The 15,675-nt window shown below is 69.7% G+C and carries 15 protein-coding genes and 1 tRNA gene; 11 read left to right on the forward strand and 5 right to left on the reverse strand.

Going from position 1 to position 15,675, the window contains the following annotated elements:
• The first annotated feature begins 360 nt into the window (after positions 1-360).
• From QM591_RS15950 to QM591_RS15960, 3 genes are read left to right on the forward strand one after another with little or no spacing between them, the layout of a single operon-like run.
• A complete protein-coding gene (locus tag QM591_RS15950) occupies positions 361-1,920 on the forward strand; it encodes an ABC transporter ATP-binding protein (protein ID WP_415133853.1) in 1,560 nt (519 codons plus the stop codon).
• Positions 1,896-3,452 carry a hypothetical protein gene (locus QM591_RS15955; RefSeq protein WP_415133855.1) on the forward strand — a complete coding sequence of 519 codons (1,557 nt, stop codon included), beginning with the start codon at positions 1,896-1,898 and terminating at the stop codon, positions 3,450-3,452. The genes QM591_RS15950 and QM591_RS15955 overlap by 25 nt, the downstream gene beginning before the upstream one ends.
• Positions 3,453-3,498: 46 nt before the next feature.
• Positions 3,499-3,777, forward strand: a complete 279-nt coding sequence (locus QM591_RS15960; RefSeq protein WP_067160947.1) for a DUF3039 domain-containing protein — start codon at positions 3,499-3,501, stop codon at positions 3,775-3,777.
• On the opposite strand, the gene QM591_RS15965 is transcribed toward QM591_RS15960, so the two are convergent.
• A complete protein-coding gene (locus QM591_RS15965; protein WP_415133857.1) occupies positions 3,778-5,109 on the reverse strand; it encodes a nicotinate phosphoribosyltransferase in 1,332 nt (443 codons plus the stop codon).
• An 82-nt stretch (positions 5,110-5,191) separates the two neighbouring features.
• Here QM591_RS15965 and murI point away from each other — a divergent pair, with 82 nt between their 5' ends.
• From murI to QM591_RS15985, 4 genes are all read left to right on the forward strand, one after another.
• Positions 5,192-6,019: a glutamate racemase gene (gene murI / locus QM591_RS15970; protein WP_415133859.1), complete on the forward strand. Its 828-nt coding sequence runs from the start codon at positions 5,192-5,194 to the stop codon at positions 6,017-6,019.
• Positions 6,016-6,762: a ribonuclease PH gene (gene rph / locus QM591_RS15975; RefSeq protein ID WP_415133861.1), complete on the forward strand. Its 747-nt coding sequence runs from the start codon at positions 6,016-6,018 to the stop codon at positions 6,760-6,762. The genes murI and rph overlap by 4 nt, the downstream gene beginning before the upstream one ends.
• A complete protein-coding gene (gene rdgB / locus QM591_RS15980; RefSeq protein ID WP_415133863.1) occupies positions 6,759-7,376 on the forward strand; it encodes an RdgB/HAM1 family non-canonical purine NTP pyrophosphatase in 618 nt (205 codons plus the stop codon). The genes rph and rdgB overlap by 4 nt, the downstream gene beginning before the upstream one ends.
• A 68-nt stretch (positions 7,377-7,444) precedes the next feature.
• Positions 7,445-8,356 carry a cation diffusion facilitator family transporter gene (locus tag QM591_RS15985; RefSeq protein WP_415133865.1) on the forward strand — a complete coding sequence of 304 codons (912 nt, stop codon included), beginning with the start codon at positions 7,445-7,447 and terminating at the stop codon, positions 8,354-8,356.
• A 5-nt stretch (positions 8,357-8,361) separates the two neighbouring features.
• On the opposite strand, the gene QM591_RS15990 is transcribed toward QM591_RS15985, so the two are convergent.
• Positions 8,362-10,806: an ATP-dependent DNA ligase gene (locus QM591_RS15990; protein WP_415133867.1), complete on the reverse strand. Its 2,445-nt coding sequence runs from the start codon at positions 10,804-10,806 to the stop codon at positions 8,362-8,364.
• A 60-nt stretch (positions 10,807-10,866) separates the two neighbouring features.
• Here QM591_RS15990 and QM591_RS15995 point away from each other — a divergent pair, with 60 nt between their 5' ends.
• Complete coding sequence (locus QM591_RS15995; RefSeq protein ID WP_415133869.1) at positions 10,867-11,760, forward strand: Ku protein; 894 nt, start codon at positions 10,867-10,869, stop codon at positions 11,758-11,760.
• 12 nt (positions 11,761-11,772) lie between these two features.
• On the opposite strand, the gene QM591_RS16000 is transcribed toward QM591_RS15995, so the two are convergent.
• From QM591_RS16000 to QM591_RS16010, 3 genes are all read right to left on the reverse strand, one after another.
• Entirely contained in the window at positions 11,773-12,567 is a 795-nt protein-coding gene (locus QM591_RS16000) for a DedA family protein (RefSeq protein ID WP_415133871.1), read from the reverse strand.
• A 65-nt stretch (positions 12,568-12,632) separates the two neighbouring features.
• Positions 12,633-12,714: transfer RNA gene (locus QM591_RS16005), tRNA-Leu, on the reverse strand.
• Between the two features lie 7 nt (positions 12,715-12,721).
• Entirely contained in the window at positions 12,722-13,594 is an 873-nt protein-coding gene (locus tag QM591_RS16010) for a formate/nitrite transporter family protein (RefSeq protein ID WP_415133873.1), read from the reverse strand.
• A 157-nt stretch (positions 13,595-13,751) separates the two neighbouring features.
• Between QM591_RS16010 and QM591_RS16015 the strand changes: the two genes are divergently transcribed.
• Genes QM591_RS16015 through QM591_RS16025 form a run of 3 tightly spaced genes read left to right on the forward strand, consistent with a single transcriptional unit; the run spans position 13,752 to position 15,631 of the window.
• On the forward strand, positions 13,752-14,126 hold the full coding sequence (locus QM591_RS16015) for a GntR family transcriptional regulator (protein WP_415133875.1): 375 nt from the start codon (positions 13,752-13,754) through the stop codon (positions 14,124-14,126).
• A gap of 5 nt (positions 14,127-14,131) precedes the next feature.
• Positions 14,132-14,965, forward strand: a complete 834-nt coding sequence (locus tag QM591_RS16020) for an ABC transporter ATP-binding protein (protein WP_415133936.1) — start codon at positions 14,132-14,134, stop codon at positions 14,963-14,965.
• A gap of 3 nt (positions 14,966-14,968) precedes the next feature.
• On the forward strand, positions 14,969-15,631 hold the full coding sequence (locus QM591_RS16025; protein WP_415133878.1) for an ABC-2 transporter permease: 663 nt from the start codon (positions 14,969-14,971) through the stop codon (positions 15,629-15,631).
• The last annotated feature ends 44 nt before the right edge of the window (positions 15,632-15,675 follow it).

Genomic DNA, 15,675 nt, shown 5'->3' on the forward strand with positions numbered 1-15,675 from the left:
ATCGACGAGATCGGCGTGCCCGCGACTCCACCGCCACTTCCGTCGGTGTCTGCGGCGGAGGCGGCCCGACGCGTTGCCGAGGCGGGAGAGGCCGCGTCGTCGGTCCCGAAGACTCCTCGCAAGCCGGGCTCGGCCTCACCCCGGACGCCCCGAACGCCGGTGAAGAAGCGCCCCGCGAGCGCTGCATCGAAGAGCCTTTCCCCGGACGCTTCGCGAGTGCCGGCTGCAACGGCGCCCGAGGCGCCTGCCGCTCCTCCTGTGCCCGTTGCGAACGAGGGGGCCGCGTCCACCTCCGGGAGCGCGTCCACCTCCGGGAGAGAGGGCGACGCTCCCACAACCACGGGATCGCAGGCAAAGGCAGTGCCCGGTGCTGCGAAGAGACCAGGCGCCGCCAAGAAGCCGGCGAGCGCGAAGCCTGCGGCCGGGAAGAGGCCCGGGGCCGCGAAGAAGTCGGGCGCGGCCAAGAAGCAGGGGCGTGCGGTACCGCCGGTTCCTCCTGTGCCGCCGGTTCCCCCCGCAGGGCCGGCTGCCTCCGCGCCGTCGGTGCCTCCTGTGCCGCCGCTGCCGAGCGCCGTCACGGAGCCGGGCGAGGGCGGTGCGCCACTGATCGAGGGCCTTCCGGACTCGGCCGTTGCCGAGGAGGGCCGCCCGGAGGCACTCGCGTCGGAGTCCGATGCCGTGGAGAGCAGGCAGGAGGGGGCCGCAGCGACGCTCGATGCGAGCGCGGCCTCCACGGACGTGCCGCCGATTTCTGCGGAGGTCGGGATGGGCGACGCCGTCGCGGACGACGCAGCACTCGCGCGCGCCGCGGATGCCCCTGCCGAGTCGGCGCCGACCGCAGAGCCGAGCCCGACGGCGGAGCCCGTGCCGACCGCAGACCCCATCGACGCGCGAAGCGGAGAGCGCCGGGGGGTGGCGGGTGATCCCGTCTCCGTCGAGGAGCGCACCGCGCCACCGGACGCCGAACCCGCGGAGTCGGTGGCGCCACCGGAGGAGTCGGCCGCTGCCGAGGCCGTCGCGGATGCGGACTTCCTCGAGGAGAGCATCGCCACGGAGCCTCTCTCGTCGCGTGCGGACGGGGAAGGTCTCGACGTGGTCCGGACCGACGACGAGGCCCCGTCGGCCGACATCGACGGCGAGGCGATGGTCGACGCGGGAACCTCCGACGCGGTACGCGTCCGCGGGGTGTCGAAGTCGTTCGGCGCGACGCGCGCCGTCGACGCGATCGACCTCACGATCCCTGCGGGCACGTTCTATGGCATCGTCGGGCCCAACGGGGCCGGCAAGACCACGACGCTCTCGATGATCGCTGGGCTGCTTGCGCCCGATGCCGGAACGATCGAGGTGGCAGGCATCGATGCGCGTGTCGATCCCCGCGGCGCGAAACGCGCGATGGGAGTTCTTCCCGACCGCCTGCGCACGTTCGATCGACTCACCGGCCGGCAACTCCTTCACTACTACGGAGTACTGCGCGGCCTGAAGCCGGCGGTCGCCGACAGCCGAGCCTCTGATCTCGCTCGTGCCTTCGACCTCACCGATGCGCTCGGGCGGAGCGTGGCCGACTACTCCGCCGGCATGACGAAGAAGATCATGCTCGCCGGCGCGATGATCCACTCGCCGAGAGTGCTCGTGCTCGACGAGCCCTTCGAAGCCGTCGATCCGGTCTCCAGCGCCGTCATCCTCGACATCCTGTCCGCCTATGTCTCGCATGGCGGCACCGTCGTGCTCTCCAGCCACGGGATGGATCTCGTGGAACGGGTCTGCACGAGCGTCGCGGTCATCGTCGCGGGCCGTGTGCTGGCGGAGGGGAGCGTCAGCGACGTCCGCGGAGAGCTCACCCTCGAACAGCGCTTCGTCGAGCTCGCCGGGGGACTCAGCGACGTGGAGGGACTCGAGTGGTTGCACACGTTCTCCGACTGAGGCTCGCCCTCCTGTTCGGAGCGGTGCGCGGGGATCGCCGCCAGGTGACCTCGGCGGTGCTCTCCGGTCTGTTCGCCGTCGTGGCCGCCGGCGCCGCGGTGTGGGCGCTGCTGCGGATCGACCGCCTCGGCGACGACGCGGCGGCAGCGGTCACCGTCATCGCGGGAGCGACCGTCGTGGCGGGCTTCTTCGTCGCCCCGCTCCTGGGCGGCCCGGACGACCCGCTCGATCCCCGCCGGTTCGCCGTGGTCGGAGCGACGCCAGGATCGTTGGCTCCGACGACCGCTCTGGCGAGCGTCCTGAGTCTGCCCGCACTCGCCCTGGTCACCGCGTCGGTGGCGCTCGTCTTCGTCTGGGACGCGCATGGTGTGCCGCTTCCCGTCTCGGTTTTGGCCGCGGTAACCGGGGTCATGACCGCCGTGCTCCTCGCTCGCATCGCTTTCGCCGTGAGCAGTCGTGTCCTCCGCGAGCGGCGCTCACGTGAACTGACCGGAGTGCTCCTGTTGGCCCTCCTCGTGGTGGCCGTCCCCGTGGGCGTGTTCGCCGCATCACTGGAATGGGACGTAAACGTGCCGCGCGACCTCGCCGGAGCGGTCGACGTCCTCGCCCTCACACCGTTCGGCGCAGCGTGGGCGGTCCCGTGGCGGTGGCAGGAGGGTGATCCCGCGGGGCCGCTCACGGTCGCGCTCCTCACGCTCGTCGCGCTCGCGCTCGGCTGGTGGGCCGTCGTGCGCTGGATCCTGGGAACGACCGAGCGCCCCCTCTCGGTGAGGTCTGCGCGAGGGCTCGGCTGGTTCACGGTCACCCCCGGGACCCCCACGGGGGCGATCGCGGCGCGCAGCCTGATCTACTGGCTGCGCGATCCGCGGTACATCGTCAACGTCGTGGTCATCCCGATCGCGGCGGTGGTCGTGATGGTCCCGCTCATCGTCGTCGGTGTTCCGCTCCAGACAGCCATCCTCGTACCGGCGCCTCTCATGGCGCTCTTCTTCGGCTGGCTCGCGCACAACGACCTCGCGTATGACTCCACCGCCATCTGGATGCACGTGGCCAGCGGCGTGAGCGGTGTCGCCGACCGGATCGGACGGCTCGTGCCGGTGACGCTCCTCGCGATCCCCACTCTCGCGGTCTCGGTCTCGGTCGCCGTCGGCGTCCATGGGGACTGGAGCCTCCTTCCCGCGATGATCGGCGTGTGTGCCGGCCTCTTGCTCTCGGGCTTCGGGCTGTCGTCCATCTCCTCGGTCGCCGCCCCCTACCCCGTGTCGGGCCCCGGGGACAGCCCCTTCGAGCAGCCCCAGCGCACGGGAGGGCCGCTGAGCCAAGGGATCGTGCTGACCGGGGCTCTCGTTCTGACGGCACCGGCTTGCTGGGCGGCATGGCTCGCCCTGTCGGGCGAGACCTCGCTGACCTGGACCGCGATGTGGCTCGGGATCGGCGTGGGGCTGTTCACGCTGGTGACCGGTGTGCTCGCGGGCGGATGGCTCTTCGTCCGGCGCTCCAGTCGCGTGATGGAGTTCGCCGAGGCGAGCTGACCCGATCCAGCGGCGGCGCACGCGGCTAGAATCGGTGTCCATGAGCATGCCCCTGGCCAGCAACCAGCCCCTCGACAGTCCCGATCAGGGCGGGCTTGCCACCCTCGACCGCGAACTCGAGGAGCTCATTCGCGAGGAGAACATCGAGCCCGGAGATCACGAGCGCTTCTCGCACTACGTGAAGAAGGACAAGATCCTTGAATCGGCGTTGACGGGCAAGCCTGTGCGTGCCCTCTGCGGCAAGAAGTGGACTCCGGGACGCGATCCGGAGAAGTTCCCGGTCTGCCCGACGTGCAAAGAGATCTACGAGTCGCTGATCTCCTGATCAGGCGACGTCGACGTACACGGTCGGCAGCGCCGGGTCCGACCTGCTGAGTGCCAGCGCCTGCACCGGGAGCTCTTCGCGTACGAGGGCGTGGTGAGCCCGCGCGCGCTGCACGCCCTGGGGGCCGAGCGCCGCGGTCTCGGGATCACCGTCTGCCATGAGCGGCACCTGCAAGGAGCGCGCCCCGGGGTGGTCGGAGGCCGCTGGCTCGCGGTCGAAGCCGTCGGCGATGGCGATGAGCTCCGAGGTGGCGGTACCTCGCTCGAGCGTTCGGAACGCCGACTTGCGGCCCCCGCGGGAGGCCTTGTCGACCGAGGATTTGGCCAGCGGCACCCATCCGCCATCGCTGCCTTGCCGCGCCACCAGCTTGTAGACCATGCCGGCGGTCGGTGAGCCTGACCCGGTGACGACCGAGGTGCCGACGCCGTACGCGTCGACGGGGGAGGCGGCCAAGGCGGCGATGGCGAACTCGTCGAGATCGCTGGTGACGGTGATGCGCGTCGTCGTGGCGCCGAGCGCGTCGAGCTGCGCGCGCACCTCCGAGGCGACGGTCGGAAGGTCGCCGGAGTCGATCCGCACGCCGCCGAGCTCCGGTCCCGCGACGCGGACGGCGGTCGCGACGCCTTCGCGGATGTCGTACGTGTCGATGAGGAGCGTGGTGCCCGTGCCGAGGGTGGCCACCTGGCTGCGAAACGCCTCCTCCTCGCTGTCGTGGAGCAGTGTCCACGCGTGCGCAGCGGTGCCCATCGTCGGGACGCCCCAGCGGCGACCGGCCTCCAGGTTGCTCGTGGCGTCGAAACCGGCGATGTAGGCGGCTCGGGCGGCAGCGACGGCCGAATGTTCGGCGGCGCGCCGCGAGCCCATCTCGGCGAGGGGACGATCACCGGCGGCGACGCTCATCCGGGCCGCGGCGTTCGCGACGGCCGAGTCGTGATTGAGGATGCTCAGACACAGCGTCTCCAGGAGCACCGCCTCGGCGAACGTGCCCTCCACGGTGAGCACCGGGGAGCCCGGGAAGTACAGCTCGCCCTCCGCGTATCCGGTGATCGAGCCGCGGAAACGGTAGCCCTCCAGGAAGGCGATCGTCTCAGGACTCACCACGCGCTCGTCGCGGAGGTACCGCAGCTCTTCGTCCTCGAACCGGAAGCGGGTGAGGGCTTCGAGGAGTCGTCCCGTGCCGGCGACGACGCCGAAGCGGCGGGCGCCGGGGAGCCTGCGTGCGAAGACTTCGAAGACGCAACGGCGCGATGCCGTGCCGTCGTGCAGCGCGGCATCGATCATCGTCAGTTCATAGCGGTCGGTCAGCAGTGCGGTGCGGGACGCGGCGCTCATGGCGACACTCTATCGACGTCGGGGCACGAGGCGATCGGGTGGCGCGACGGCCGGCCGAGCGCGGACGGTAGGCTGGGGGATCGTGAATGACGCGCCGATCGGGATCTTCGACTCCGGCGTCGGCGGGCTCACGGTGGCCCGCGCGATCTCGCAGTTGCTGCCGAGAGAGTCGCTGCTCTACATCGGTGACACGGCGCACTCTCCCTACGGACCCCAACCGATCGCCGACGTGCGCCGCTACTCGCTCGAGGTGCTCGACACCCTGGTCGATCAGGGGGTGAAGATGCTCGTGATCGCCTGTAACACCGCGTCTGCGGCGATGCTGCGGGATGCACGGGAACGATACGACGTGCCGGTGGTCGAGGTGATCGGCCCCGCCGTGCGCACCGCGGTCTCCACCACTCGCAGCGGGAGGATCGGGGTCATCGGCACGACCGGCACGATCGGGTCCGGTGTGTACCAGGACATGCTGGCCGTCAATCCGCAGCTGTCGGTGGTGGCGCAAGCGTGTCCGCGCTTCGTCGAGTTCGTCGAGGCGGGGATCACCGATTCGCCGGCTGTGCTGGAGGCGTGCGAGGACTACTTGGCGCCGCTTCGGCATGCCGGTGTCGACACGCTGGTGCTCGGGTGCACCCACTATCCCTTCCTCGAGGGCGCGATCAGCTATGTGATGGGTCCCGACGTCTCCCTCGTCTCCAGCGACACCGAGACGGCGAAGGATGTCTACCGTCAGCTCGTCTCCCGTGACCTGCTGGCCGGCCCTGACGCGACACCCACTCACGTCTACGAGGCGACAGGCGACTCCGCCGACGACTTCCTCCGCCTCGCTCATCGACTGATGGGGCAGGGCGTCTCCCGCGTCCGTCTCGTCCAGACCGGAGCCATCGACCTTCCGAAGGAGCAGGCATGACCACCGACGTCCGGGCCGACGGCCGCACCGCCGACCAGCTGCGCCCCATCACGATCGAAAGAGGATGGAGCGCTCACGCCGAGGGATCGGCGCTCATCTCCTTCGGCGGCACCAAAGTGCTCTGCACCGCCTCGTTCACCGGCGGCGTGCCGCGGTGGTTGACCGGCAAGGGCAAGGGCTGGGTCACCGCGGAGTACGCCATGCTGCCGCGCGCGACCAACTCCCGGAACGACCGCGAAGCGGTGAAGGGCAAGGTCGGGGGCCGCACGCACGAGATCTCCCGCCTCATCGGCCGAGCCCTCCGCGCGGTCGTGGACACGAAAGCACTCGGCGAGAACACGATCGTGATCGACTGCGACGTCCTGCAGGCCGACGGCGGCACGCGTACCGCGGCGATCACCGGTGCGTTCGTGGCGCTCGCCGATGCCATCGAGTGGGGCCGAGCCAAGGGACTCGTCGCCAAGAAGGCAGACGTGCTGCGTGATTCGGTGGCGGCGGTCTCGGTCGGCATCATCGACGGAACGCCGATGCTGGATCTGGCCTACGTGGAGGACGTGCGTGCCGAGACCGACATGAACGTCGTCGTCACCGGTCGCGGCCTCTTCGTCGAAGTCCAGGGAACGGCCGAGGGCGCTCCCTTCGACAAGCGGGAGCTGGATGCCCTCCTGGAGCTCGGTGTCAACGGCTGCGCGCAATTGCGGGAGATCCAGCAGGAGACCCTCGCCGCCGGGGCAGCCGAATGAGCGCTGCCACGCGCATCGTGCTGGCCACGCACAATCCACACAAGGTGGCGGAGTTCGCCCAGATCGTGCGCGACGAGCGGCCGGACATCGAGGTGGTCGGCTACGACGGCCCCGAGCCGGTGGAGGATGGCGTCACCTTCACCGAGAACGCGCTGATCAAGGCCCGCGCGGCGTGCGCGCACACGGGCCTCGCGGCCCTCGCGGACGATTCCGGGATCTGCGTCGACGCGCTCGGCGGGGCTCCGGGTGCATTCTCCGCCTACTGGGCCGGCCACCAGAAGGACGCGGTGGCGAACGTGACGCTGCTGCTGGATCAGCTGTCGGACATCGCCGACCCTCGCCGGAGCGCCCAGTTCGTCTCGGTGATCGCGCTCGTGCTTCCCGGCGGCGAAGAGTACGTCGTCGAGGGGGTGTGGCCGGGGCGGCTGGCCACGGCCCCGGCGGGCGCGGGCGGCTTCGGCTACGACCCCATCTTCATTCCCGACGGTCAGGATGAGCCCGCACGGACGGTGGCCGAGTGGTCGGCGGAGGAGAAGAACGCGGCGTCGCATCGCGGCCGCGCCTTCCGTGAGCTCAGTCCGCTGCTGGCTCGGGTGCCGCGCTCGGGCGACTGAAAATCACGATCATTCCCGACTGCGGGAATCGGCCGTGATCACGCTTTTTCGGCAATAGCCTCGAAGGCATGCACGACCACGCACCCACGCCGGGGATTCGTTCTGCCAGCAATCGCCGGCTGCTGATGATCTCGCTCACTCTCACCGCGACGGTCATGGTCGTCCAGATCGCCGGCGCGGTGTGGAGCGGATCGCTCGCGTTGCTCGCCGATGCCGCGCACATGTTCGCCGACTCCTCGGCGCTCGTCGTCGCGCTCGTCGCGAGCATCATCGCCGCCCGACCGGCGAATGACCGCAACACCTACGGATATCAGCGCGCCGAAGTGTTCGGTGCCCTCATCAATGGCGTGATCCTGATCCTGCTCTGCGCGTGGATCGTCGTCGAAGCGATCCAGCGACTTGTCGACCCGTCCGAGGTGGAGGTGGCCGGCTGGGCGATGCTCATCGTGGCTGTGGCCGGCCTCGTGGCCAATGCCATCTCGATGTGGCTGCTGAGTGCCGCACAACGGACGAGCCTCAACGTCCGTGGCGCCTACCTGGAGGTGATGGGCGACCTGATCGGGTCGGTGGTCGTCATCGTCGCGGCGGGTGTGATCTGGCTTACCGGCTGGATGCCCGCCGACGCTCTGGCGTCGCTGACGATCGCCGTCATGATCGTGCCGCGGGCCGTGACGCTGCTCCGGGAGGTCTTCGCGGTGCTGGGGGAGTCCTCTCCGCGCGGCACCGATGTCGCCGAGATCCGCGAGCACCTGCTCAGCAAGCCCGGCGTCACCGCGGTCCACGACGTGCATGTCTGGCAGCTCACGCGTGGCGCGCCGGTGTTCACGGCGCACGTCGTCGTGGCTGCGGAAGTGCTGTCCGAGGGGCGCACGACGCAGCTCCTCGCCGAGCTCCAGACGTGCCTGGCCGAGCACTTCGACGTCGAGCACTCCACCTTCCAGTTCGAGACGGCCGGACACGTGGAGCACGACGCGCACTGACGGCGTCAGGAGAGGTCGTCGGCGCTGATGTCCGACCTGAGCCCGCGCCAGCGCGCGTGCCGGAGGATGCCGTCGGGGGTGAGCTCGGCGAACTCGACTTCTGCGACCAGGCGCGGGCGCACCCAGAGTGCATCGGCGGCATCGGCGGCCGGAGTGCCGACGAACGGATCCGTCGCCGAGCGCAGCGGTGCGAGTGCGCCGTCGAGCATGCGCAGCGTGCGGTCGCTGAATCCCGACCCCACGCGTCCGGCGTAGCGGAGGCCGTCCGGTCCCGGGATCCCGACCAGGAGAGAGCCGATCTGGCCGGCGCGACCCCCCTTCCCGGGGCGGATCGCGCCGATCACGACCTCGAGGGTGTGCGTGCGCTTGACCTTCAGCCATTGCTCGCTGCGCCGGCCCGGGCGGTAGGGCGACTCGGGGTCCTTCACCACGGCGCCTTCGAGATCCAGTTCCTCTGCGGTGGCGAGGGCCACGTCGAGGTCGTCGACGACCGGGGGAACGCTGATCTCCTCGATCGTGTCGGAGGCCACGGCCTCCAGGAGCTCACGTCGCTGTGCGAGAGGCAGGGGGCTGGCATCGGTGCCGCCGTGTGAGAGGAGATCGAAAAGGAAGTACTGGACGGGGGTGCGCGTCATTTCGCGGCGGATCTCTCCGGGGGAGGCGAGGTGCATGCGGTTCTGCAGTCGGGTGAAGCTCGGACGGCCGGAGGCGTCGAGGGCGACGATCTCTCCGTCGACGACGCACGGGATGGGGCCGAACCCGGCATCCACGTCGGAGAGCTCCGGGTAGCGGTCCGTGATGTCGGTGCCGCTGCGCGCGGTCAGACGCAGACGTTGTCCGTCCCAGGTCCCGATCGCGCGAACCCCATCCCACTTGAACTCCACCCACGGCGCCGACCACCGGCGCAGGGCGAGTCGCGCCGACTCCGGCGTGGACGGCGTCGCGAGCATCGGAGCGATCGCGGGGCCGTCCTCGCCGTTTGCCGGAGGACGCCGGTGAGAACGGGAAGCCGGCGCGGACGGCCGGTGGTGCGCGCGGCCGGACGGAGTGGCGGGCTCCGGGGTCATCCGATGCAGAAGCCACTGCGATTTCTCCCCTTCTCCGCCGGTGCGGATGAGGGCCAGCCGCGCCTCGCCGAGCGGTCCCGTCTCCCGGCCCCGCAGCGTGACGATCACCTCGTCGTCGCGCCACTTCTCGGTCGCATACGTGCCGACGTCCCAGATGGTCATCGTCCCGGCGCCGTACTGCCCTTGGGGAATCTCGCCGTGGAAGTTGAGGTACTCCATCGGGTGCGGCTCCGTCATCACCGCGAGGTGGTTCTGGGCGCCGGTCTCCGGCACGCCGCGAGGAACGGCCCAGCTCATCAGCACACCGTCGCGTTCCAGGCGGAGGTCGTAGTGGAGCCGTCGGGCGTGGTGCTCCTGGATGACGAACCGCGCCGCCGTGCCGTCGGCCTCGGCGACGGCGGGTCCTCCGGGCGAGGGCATGGGTTCCGGCGTCTTGTCGGCGGAGCGCTTGGCGAGGTAAGGGGCGAGCGCGTCGGCGGAGGATGTTCTCGCAGCGCGCGGGGACGGCGCCGGCGGAGTGTCGCTCGCGTCGTCGGCGCGCTGGAGGACCTCGGCGAAGGTGAGATGGCGCAGGTCGACGTCGTCGAGCTCGGCCCACGTGCGGGGTGCTGCGACGGTCGGCTGGGCGCGACCGCGGAGCGAGTAGGGGGCGATCGTCGTCTTCGCTGCGTTGTTCTGGCTCCAGTCGAGGAACACCCGCCCCGGTCGAGCGGCCTTGCTCATCTGGCTCACGACGAGGTCTCCGTGGTCTGCTTCCAGCGCGCGGGCGAGCTCGTGCGCGAACGCGGATATCTGCTCGCTCGTGCGCGAGCCGTCGAGGGGCGTGTAGAGGTGGATGCCCTTGCTGCCGCTCGTGACCGGGACTGCGTCCATTCCGAGGTCGCTCAGGACCGCCCGTGCCCAGCGGGCCACCTGCGCGCATTCGACGAGGCCGACGCCCGGCCCGGGGTCGAGGTCGAGCACGAGCCGGTCGGGCCGGCCGCGGTCGCCCTCGGGGGTGAACCGCCACTGCGGCACGTGCAGTTCCAGGCTCGCGGTCTGCGCGAAGTAGACGAGGGCTGCCGTCTCCTCGATGAGTGGGTAGTCCTTCGATCCCGAGCTGTGGGCGATCGGACGCCTCGGGATCCAGGACGGGGCACCGGCCTCGAGGGCCTTGGCGAAGAAGGGTGCCGACTCCACGCCCTCCGGCCAGCGCTTGCGGGTGACCGGGCGGCCGGCGACGTGCGGCAGGAGGAGCGGGGCGATCCGGGCGTAGTAGTCGACCACCTCTCCCTTGGTCGTGCCGGTCTCGGGGTAGAGGACCTTGTCGAGGTTGCTCACGCGCAACCGGCGCCCGGCGACCTCGACGGTCTGCGGGGAAGCGCGGCGCGGAGCATCTGCCATGGCGTAAGGCTAACGGGCAACCCCTGGCGACCATCGGCGCCCTCGGTGTCTACTGGGACGATGAGATCCATCTGGAAGGGCGCCCTGACGTTCGGCCTCGTCAACGTGCCGGTCAAGGTCTACTCCGCGACCGAAGACCACGACGTGCCGTTGCATCAGGTCCACGCGGGCGACGGCGGCAGGATCCGCTATCAGCGCATCTGTGAGATCGACGGCGAGGTCGTCCCCTACGCCGATATCGACAAGGCGTACGACGACGGGGAACGCACCGTGGTGCTGACCAAGGAAGACCTCGCGTCGCTGCCGGCCGAGCGCAGTCGCGAGATCGAGGTCGTCGAGTTCGTGCCGTCCGAGCAGATCGACCTGCTCACTCTCGACCGTGCCTACTATCTGGAACCCGACTCGTCCTCACCCAAGGCTTATGTGCTCCTGCGTAAGACGCTGGAACAGACCGACCGGACGGCGATCGTCCGATTCTCCCTCCGCCAGAAGACGCGGCTGGCCGCGCTCCGCGTGCGCGGAGACGTGCTTGTGCTGCAGACGCTCCTGTGGGCCGACGAAGTGCGCGAGGCGTCGTTCCCGGCGCTGGAGACCGAGGTGAAGATCTCCGACAAGGAGCTCGACCTGTCGGCCTCCCTCGTGGAGAGCTTCTCCGGCGACTTCGATCCGGCGGAGTACACCGACGCCTACCAGGCCGAGTTGCGGACGCTGATCGAGGCCAAGCTCGACAAGGGCGACGCGCTCGACACGAGCGAGACCTTCGGCGAAGCGGGCGACGCCGACTCCGGTGGCGAGGTCATCGACCTGATGGAAGCGCTCCGCGCGAGCGTGGAGCGTAGTCGCGCGGCACGCGGTGTGTCGAACGAGAAGGGATCCACCGGCACGGCGTCGGGCGATGGCGCGTCCACGAAGAAGAAGGCCGCGCCGAAGAAGGCGGCGAAGAAGGCGTCCTGAACGGGCGCTCGCTCAGGCCTCGGTGCGGGGCTCGTCGCGCTGTCGGTGCTCGGCGCTGCTCTCGGCGTCGGGGGTGAGCGGATCGTCGAAGACCTCCGGCTCGAGGGCGAGCTCTTCCGCCTCGCGGGCGTCGACGCGAGGCTCCACGCCTGCCGCCGCTTCCTTGCGCACCTTGCGGCGCTCCGAGAAGTAGTGCCAGAGGGTGAAGACCGCCGTACCGCCGACGGCGACCAGCAGGATGAGGTCGATGTACTCCGTGACCAGGTGCGCGACCCACGGGATGTAGCCGACGAGGAAGCCGACCATCGTGAGCCCGAAGCCCCAGATCATCGCTCCGATGAAGTTGTAGAGGCTGTATCGCTTCCAGGGCATGTGGCCGACGCCCGCCGCCACCGGCGCGAAGGTCCGGACGATAGGGACGAAGCGGGCGAGGATCACCGTGAGACCGCCGTACCGCTCGAAGAAGGCGTTCGTCCGCTCCACGTTCTTGCGGCTGAACAGTCCGGACTCCTTGCGTTCGAACACGGCGGGCCCGCCCTTGTGTCCGATGTAGTAGCCGACCTCTCCGCCGAGGAACGCCGCGAGGGCGATCAGGAGCGACACGACCCAGATGTTGACGCCGAAGATCTCGTTCGTGTGGGTGAGCAGCCCCGAGATGATCAGGAGGGTGTCGCCCGGCAGGAGGAAGCCGACGAGCAGTCCGGTCTCGGCGAACACGATGAAGCAGACGACGAGCAGAGCCCAGGGACCGGCCGCCTCGATGATCGTGGTGGGGTCGAGCCAGGGGATGAGGGCGATGGAATGCACGGAGGTCCCGTCGGTCGGACATGCGGTCGGCGGTCATGACGGACGACGCGGATTGCCTCGTCCCGTGCGGAAGGTGGGACTTGAACCCACACGCCTTTCGGCACAGGAACCTAAATCCTGCGTGTCTGCCAATTCCACCACTCCCGCGGGGGATTCAGTCTATCGAGGCGGCCTTCGCGTCCGAGACGGCGCGGGTCTGCGAATCCGCCGTGGAATCGGCGGTCGCCAGCGTCGTCGATCCGGCGCCGACCCGCCGCGGGGAGCCGCCGATGACCCAGTAGGCGACGCCGACGAACAGTCCGCCGCCGATGAGGTTCCCGAGGCCCACCCACCAGAGGTTCGAGGCGAACAGGAGCCAGGTGGTGTCGGCGTAGCCGCCGAACAGGCCGATGCCGTAGGTGGTCATGTTGGCCACGACGTGTTCGAAGCCCGAGCTGATGAAGGCCAGAATCGCGGCGAAGATGAGCAGGATCTTCGCCGCCTCGGAGTGGACGCGAGCGCACATCCAGATCGCGAGACACACGAGCAGGTTGCAGAGGATCCCGCGGACGAGGAGCTCAGCGGGAGACTCGTGCGCCTTGGCGGAGAGCATGCTCTGCAGCATGTCGCCCGCGGCGGCGTTGGAGTGGAGGACGCCCGACACGACGATGAGCGCGGCGAACACGAGCGCCCCGAGGAGATTCGTGGCGAGGGTGGCGAGGAGAGTCGCCACCGCCCGCCACGGACTGATCGCTCGCATGAGTGCTCCCTGGGGGAGGACCATCATCGCCGAGGTGGCGAGGTCACCGCCGGCGAACACCACGAGTGTGAGTGCGACGCCGAACACGAGCCCGGCGACGAGCTTGCCGAGACCCGTGTCACCCGCCAGAAGCGGCCCGGCGGTGGCGACCATCAGAACCACGCCGATCCCGATGTAGGCGCCTGCCAGCATGCCCGAGAGCGTGAAGCGCAGGGGAGTGCGCAGCCCATCGGCCTTGTGCACGGCGGCGTCCGCCTGGACGTCGAGGGTGTCCGGGATGCTGAGCATCGCATCCGCTCCTTTCGCGGCGATGACCGCCTGCGGCGAGTCTACTTGTGGTCAGACCATATGCACCCGCGACGGGCTGGAGAAAAGCAGGCGTGGCGCCGCGTCTGAGAAGTGTATATAGTGTGTATATACAGTAGGACGCCGGGGAGGAGTGAACATGCGCATGATCGTCTCGACGACCTCCGGCGTCCCGCTCTACGAACAGATCGTGGAGCAGCTGCGCGCGCAGGTGATGTCCGGCGAGCTCTCCGCAGGATCACCCCTGCCGTCGCTGCGCGCTCTCGCCGAGGAGCTGCGCGTGTCGCTCATCACCACGACCCGCGCGTACAACGAGCTGGCCGCCGAAGGGCTGATCGTGAACGTGCCGGGAAAGGGGTCGTTCGTCGCCGAGATCGACGCCGACGTCGCCCGCGCCGGCGCGCTCGACCGCGCTCGGGCGGGGGTCCGCCAGGTGGTGACGCGCGCTCGCGCCACGGGCCGGGTGTCGCGAGAGGAGCTGATGACGATGATCGAGGAGGAGTGGGAACGGTGAGGACGATGGACAACGTGGTGGAGGTCTCGGGGCTGGTCAAGCGGCGGGGGAGTTTCGTCGTCGGCCCGCTTGACCTTGCTGTACCTCGCGGTTTCGTCACGGGGGTCGTCGGGGCCAACGGCGCAGGAAAAACGACCCTTCTGCGCACACTCGTGGGTCTCGTCCACGCCGACCAGGGGACCATCCAGCTTCCGTCGCCGGACCGCGTGGGTGTCGCGTTCGATCAGCCTTTCGTCCTTCCCGACTGGCGCGTCCGTGATGCTGCGGCAACCTATGCGCAGTTCCGCGAGGGCTGGGACGCGTCGCTGTTCGACCGGCTCTGCCGGAGGTTCGGGCTGTCCGCTGACGCGAAGGTGAAGGACCTCTCGCGAGGCCAGGGGAGCGTGATGATGACCGCGCTGGCCCTTGCCGAGGGGCCGGAGCTGCTGATCCTCGATGAGCCCACGAGCGGACTGGACCCGTCGGCACGCGCGGACCTCATCGACGTCCTCCGCGACTACATGACGGGGCCGGAAGCATCGCTCGTCTTCTCCACCCACATCACGAGCGACCTGGAGAACTTCGCCGACCACCTCTTGTTCATCGACGAGGGCAAGGTCGTCTACGCGGGCCCCACCGATGAGCTCACGACCGAGTTCGCCTACGTCCGGGGAATGCTCGAGGACGTGACCACCGAGAATGCGGCCCTCGTCAGGGGGCTGCGGCGGGGCCGTGACACGTTCGACGGCATCATCCGCACCACAGACACCGCGGCGTTCGGGCCGTCGGTCCAGATCGAGGCGCCGACGATCGAGCAAGTCGTCGTCCACCACCAGCGCCAACAGCCCCAGGAGGTGTGACCCATGAACTCCGTCGTGCAGTTCATCCGACTCGACCTGCGCTCGTTGCGGCCATCCGCCCGGTCGCTCATGCTCCCGGCGCTCGTGCTTCTCGTCGCTGCCGCCCTGCCGTCACAGAGCCCCTATGCCGTCATCCCCGCCGCCGGCGTGTTCGCGGTCATGATCGCTCCGCAGTACCTGTTCGGCAACGATGAGAGAGGCCGACTCGACACTCTCTACGGGGCCCTCGGCATCGAGCGGCAGAGGGTCGTGGCGGGCCGCTACGCGACAGCCCTCGTGATCCTCGTCGTCATGGCCGCTGTCGGGCTCCTGATCTCACCGGTGGCAGCGAGGGCGCTGTCGACAGGCTTCGACCTGCCGCTCGCGCTCGGGATCGCCGCGGGGAGCCTGGCCGTTGCCGGGGTGGTCCTCTCGATCGAGTTGCCGCTGTACTTCGCGGTGGGGGCCACCCGTGCGCGCACGGTGGGCTTCGCGGTGCCCGCGGCGATCGTCGTGGTCGTCGTCCTTGTCGGAGGCCTCGTGCCCGAGGCGGGCGAGGCGTTCGTGGCCGCGCTGGTCTCGGTCCCCCCGGTGTGGCTCACCGTGGGCGCCTTCGTCCTCGTGCTGGGCCTCGGAATGGCCTCTCGCATCGTCGCCACGCGCCTCTACGCTCGCCGCGACCTCTGATCCTCGGCGCCGCCGATCGGCGGTGTGGATAACTTCGGAGGCGT

The organism is Microbacterium sp. (assembly GCF_047607225.1).
Lineage (GTDB): Bacteria > Actinomycetota > Actinomycetes > Actinomycetales > Microbacteriaceae > Microbacterium.

What these genes read in the sequence shown, in the direction of transcription:
- QM591_RS15960 (WP_067160947.1), top strand. Translation starts at nt 3,499, where the DNA reads ATGCCCCTGGCCAGCAACCAGCCCCTCGACAGTCCCGATCAGGGCGGG.
- QM591_RS15965 (WP_415133857.1), bottom strand. Translation starts at nt 5,109, where the DNA reads ATGAGCGCCGCGTCCCGCACCGCACTGCTGACCGACCGCTATGAACTG.
- rph (WP_415133861.1), top strand. Translation starts at nt 6,016, where the DNA reads ATGACCACCGACGTCCGGGCCGACGGCCGCACCGCCGACCAGCTGCGC.
- rdgB (WP_415133863.1), top strand. Translation starts at nt 6,759, where the DNA reads ATGAGCGCTGCCACGCGCATCGTGCTGGCCACGCACAATCCACACAAG.
- QM591_RS15985 (WP_415133865.1), top strand. Translation starts at nt 7,445, where the DNA reads ATGCACGACCACGCACCCACGCCGGGGATTCGTTCTGCCAGCAATCGC.
- QM591_RS15990 (WP_415133867.1), bottom strand. Translation starts at nt 10,806, where the DNA reads ATGGCAGATGCTCCGCGCCGCGCTTCCCCGCAGACCGTCGAGGTCGCC.
- QM591_RS15995 (WP_415133869.1), top strand. Translation starts at nt 10,867, where the DNA reads ATGAGATCCATCTGGAAGGGCGCCCTGACGTTCGGCCTCGTCAACGTG.
- QM591_RS16010 (WP_415133873.1), bottom strand. Translation starts at nt 13,594, where the DNA reads ATGCTCAGCATCCCGGACACCCTCGACGTCCAGGCGGACGCCGCCGTG.
- QM591_RS16015 (WP_415133875.1), top strand. Translation starts at nt 13,752, where the DNA reads ATGCGCATGATCGTCTCGACGACCTCCGGCGTCCCGCTCTACGAACAG.
- QM591_RS16020 (WP_415133936.1), top strand. Translation starts at nt 14,132, where the DNA reads ATGGACAACGTGGTGGAGGTCTCGGGGCTGGTCAAGCGGCGGGGGAGT.
- QM591_RS16025 (WP_415133878.1), top strand. Translation starts at nt 14,969, where the DNA reads ATGAACTCCGTCGTGCAGTTCATCCGACTCGACCTGCGCTCGTTGCGG.